At 77.3% G+C, this 3997-nt stretch carries 3 protein-coding genes; all 3 read left to right on the top strand.

Annotated features, from left to right (window positions below):
- Nucleotides 1–1291: 1291 nt before the first annotated feature.
- On the top strand, nt 1292–2179 hold the full coding sequence (locus ACFWW8_RS38175; protein ID WP_386537448.1) for a BTAD domain-containing putative transcriptional regulator: 888 nt from the start codon (nt 1292–1294) through the stop codon (nt 2177–2179).
- A gap of 74 nt (nt 2180–2253) precedes the next feature.
- Nucleotides 2254–3084, top strand: a complete 831-nt coding sequence (locus tag ACFWW8_RS38170; RefSeq protein WP_386537445.1) for a ScbR family autoregulator-binding transcription factor — start codon at nt 2254–2256, stop codon at nt 3082–3084.
- A 616-nt stretch (nt 3085–3700) separates the two neighbouring features.
- On the top strand, nt 3701–3997 hold a 297-nt coding region (locus ACFWW8_RS38165; protein ID WP_386537442.1), incomplete at its 3' end, for a winged helix-turn-helix domain-containing protein.

Here is a 3997-nt window from a genome sequence, read left to right as displayed (position 1 = left end):
GTGCCGTGCAGCCCCGCGGCGGCGCTCCGTTCGGCTTCTGCTTCCGTGTCACCCGACCGGACCCGACCCGCCCGCCCGACCTGCCCGGTCCGGGCCGGAGCCGGGCCCCGGGCGGGGAGCCCCCGAGCCGGAGTGGGAGCCGGGCCCCACTCCGCGGGCTGGGGCTCCGGGCCGGGCCGGGGCGGGGTCAAGGTCTGCGGCGCGGGGCCGGTGTGGCGGCTCCGTCGGCCGCGGCAGGCACTGCGCTCGCCCCGCCGTCCCGCCGTCCCGCCGCCAGTCTCCCGGCAGGGGAGTGCCGACAGGGGACCCGGGTGGCGGCTCTCCCGGGCGACAGGGGCCTCGCGCTGGTCGAGCAGGGCGGGGGCGGCGGTTCCGCCCGCGCAGCCAGAGGACGTGGTGCCCCGGGACCAGGAGGGTCCCGGAGAGCGTGGCGATCCCCGGCGTCGCCGCCCCGACGCGGCCCGTGCGCGTCGCGCCGGCTGCCCGTGCGGCCCGTCGTGCCGTGCAGCCCCGCGGCGGCGCTCCGTTCGGCTTCTGCTTCCGTGTCACCCGGCCCGGCCCGGCCCGACCCGCCCGCCCGCCCTGCCCGGCCGCCCCGCCCCGGCTGTGCTTCCCCGCCCCCGCCCGCCCTGGCTCGCCCCGCCAGACCCAACCCGCTTCGGCCCGAACTGCCCTGCCCCCCGCTCCCCCCCCCCGGCCCCGCCCGCCCCGCCAGACCCAACCCGCTTCGACCGACCTGCCCGGCCGCCCCGCCCCGGCTGCCCTGCCCCCCGCCCCCGACCGCCCTGGCTCGCCCGGCTCGCCCCGCCAGACCCAGCCCGCTTCGGCCCGAACTGCCCTGCCCCCCGCCCCGCGCCGCCGGCGTTCCGGATGCGCCGCCGCGCCGCCCGGCTCCCGCGGGCCTGCCGGCCGGGCCGGCCGGCGCCGCTCCTGCTCGCGGCGTCCGCCGCGCCGTGCGGGCACCCCGGCCGCACGCCCCGCCCGCCAGGCTCCGGTTGCCCCCCGCGGGGCCGGCCGCCCAGCCCGCCGCACCCGGCCACAGAACAGACCGCATGGTCTCTTTGAGGTGGGGGTTGAGGGGATGCCCCTGCCCGCGTCGAGGGGAGGTCGAGGGATGCCGGCCCGTTTCCGTGATGCGGCGAACCCAGTGAACACCCAGTTCAGGGACGGTACTTGAGCGATACTGGCGTCCCGCTGGTCTCCAAAGCAGCACGACCGGTTTGATATTGACAAACCGTCGGTCCTGTTTTCTACTGGCGGTGCGACTCATCCAAGGACAGGGGAGTACGGCGTGGACATCGATGTACTGGGCGCGTTGGCTGTGCGGGAGAACGGACTCTCCATCACACCGACCGCCCCCAAGCCCCGGCAGGTCCTGGCGCTCCTGGCCCTCCATGCCGATCAGGTGGTGCCGGTCTCGGCCCTCATAGAGGAGCTGTGGGCGGGGGAACCGCCCCGCAGCGCCCGCACGACGCTCCAGACGTACGTCCTGCAGTTACGCGCCCTCATCGCGACCGCCCTGGAACGCGGCGGCCCCGACGCCGGCCCCGGCGGTGCGCCCGGCACCGTCCCCGGCGGGCCCCGGGCGGAGGTCCCGCCGCGGACCGCGAAGGACGTGCTGGTCACCCTGCCCGGCGGCTACCTCCTCTCCAGCGGCGGCGGCACCCTGGACGTCAGGGAGTTCGACCGGCTCGCCGGGACCGGCTACCGGGCGATGGACGCCGGGGACTTCGCCGGCGCGGCCCGGCTGCTGCGCGAGGCGCTGGCCCTGTGGTCGGGGCCCGCGTTCGCCGACGTGCAGGGCGGGGTCCAGCTCGACATGGAGACCCGGCGGCTGGAGGAGACCCGCCTGTGCGCCCTGGACCAGCGGATCGAGGCCGACCTGCGGCTGGGCCGGCACCGTGAACTCCTGGCCGAACTCACGGTCCTGGCCAGCCGCTACCGCACGCACGAGAACCTCCACGGCCAGTTCATGCTCGCCCTGCACCGCTCGGGCCGCCGCGGCGAGGCACTGGACGTCTACCAGCGGCTGCGCGGAACGCTCGTGCGGGAACTGGGCCTGGAGCCGTCGGTGGCCCTGCGCCGCCTGCAGCGCTCCATCCTGATGGCGGGCCCCGAAAGCCTGTCCGAGGCCGGGTCCGGTGCGGACTCCGCAGGCGAGCGGCTCGTACGGGTCTGAGCCCGCAGGGGCTTGGCAAGCCGCGGGGCCCGCGGGGCCCGGGGGCGCTGTCGGTGGTGAGAGGAGACGGCTCGGTGCAGGAGAGGTCGGAACGGACCCGTAGGCGGCTGGTCTACGCCGGGGCCGAGATGTTCCACCGCAACGGCTACGCCAACGCGACGCTGGGAGAGATCGCGAGCGCGGCCGGAGTGACGAAAGGGGCGCTGTACTTCCACTTCGCCTCCAAGGACGAACTCGCCGAAGCCGTGCAGCAACGCGGGTGCGCACTGCTGCACGACTCGGTACGGGGCCTGCGCGAGTCCGGGGTCCCGCCCCTGCAGGCCCTCATCGACACCACCCACTGGCTGGCGTGGACGCTCCACGCCGACCCGGCCGTCGCGGCGAGCTTCCGGATCACCAAGGAGTGCGGGGCACCGCCACGGGCACCGGCCGGCACCCGCCCCGCGGTCGTCGACTTCCACGCCGCGTGGATCTCCGCCGTCTCCACCCTGCTGCGCCTGGCGCGGGACGCGGGCGAACTCTCCGCGCAGGGCCGCGCCTGGGACAGCGCGCAGGCCCTGGTCGTCGCCGCCGCGTGCGGGATCGAGGTCATGTCCGGCACCGGCATGCCCTACGGCGAACTCCAGCGCAAGGTAACGGCCCTGTGGGCCCTGCTGCTGCCCGCCCTCGTGGCCGAGGACCGGGCACGGGAGTACCGCACACAGGCCGCGGCCGCCATCGGCGCCGAACGCGCCCCCGGCACCCCGGACATGCCGTGCACCCCGATCCCGGACACCGCCGGCGCCCCGGCCGCCCCGCGCACCGCCGGCGCCCCGGACGCAGCGGACCCGGTGGGCGCCGTGGACGCGGTGGGCGCCGCGGACGGCCGCCCCGCGGATGCGCACACCGTACGGAGCGGCCGGTGACCGGGGCCCGGTGGGCGTGAACGGCAGGGCCGTGGTGCCGCTGTGGGCGGCGCCCCCGGACACGCCACCCCCGCCCGGCACCCGCAGCACCCCGCCGCAGCGCCCCGCCACCACCCCCCGGCCGCACGCGGCCGCAGGACCCCCGGGGACCACTCCCCCCCGCACCCCCGCACTGCCCCCGCCGCCCCGGCCGCCAGGGGTGTCGGCGCTCGCTCCCGCCCTGCGGGTGTACGGAACGACCGTGACGGCACCCCCTCGCCGGCACGGCTCCACCGCCGCCGCGGGGAGCCCGAGCCGCACACCGCCCCGGCCGGCCCTCGGGGTCCTGTGCCGCGCCCGTGGAGGCGGGCTCGAAAGGGGCTCGAGGATCCGGTGACACCGGCCAGGGCTCGCTACCGTGCCCGGACCGGACACCCCCGCTGAGCGGCACCGCCACACCGCCACACCGCCATACCGGACACACCGGACCACCGGGCACACCGCCGCACCGGACACCGCGGACGGGCGCGGGACACCGGACAGGGACCCCGTGCGCGGGGTGCCGGACGCAGACGCCGAGCGCCGAGCGCCGAGCGCCGAACAGCCCAGGGGAACGTGACGACGTGCGGGGGAGACCGTGAAGATACAGGTGCTGGGTCCGCTGACCGCCGAGGTCAACGGGGGATCGATCGTCCCGAGTGCCCGCAAGCCGCGGCAGATCCTCACCCTCCTGGCCCTGTACCCGGGGCGGGTGGTTCCGGTGCCCACCCTCATGGAGGAGATCTGGGGCACCGGCCTGCCGCAGAGCGCGCTGACGACGCTGCAGACGTACATCCTCCAGCTGCGCCGCCGTCTGGGCACCGCGATGGGCCCGGGCGGGCCCGGCGGCGCCAAGGAGGTCCTCGCCACCCGGCACGGCGGCTACCTGCTGCAG

It is taken from the genome of Streptomyces sp. NPDC058701, assembly GCF_042715295.1.
Taxonomy (GTDB): domain Bacteria; phylum Actinomycetota; class Actinomycetes; order Streptomycetales; family Streptomycetaceae; genus Streptomyces.
Note: the sequence above shows the minus strand (reverse complement) of the source record. Positions and strands in the feature narration are given on the sequence as shown.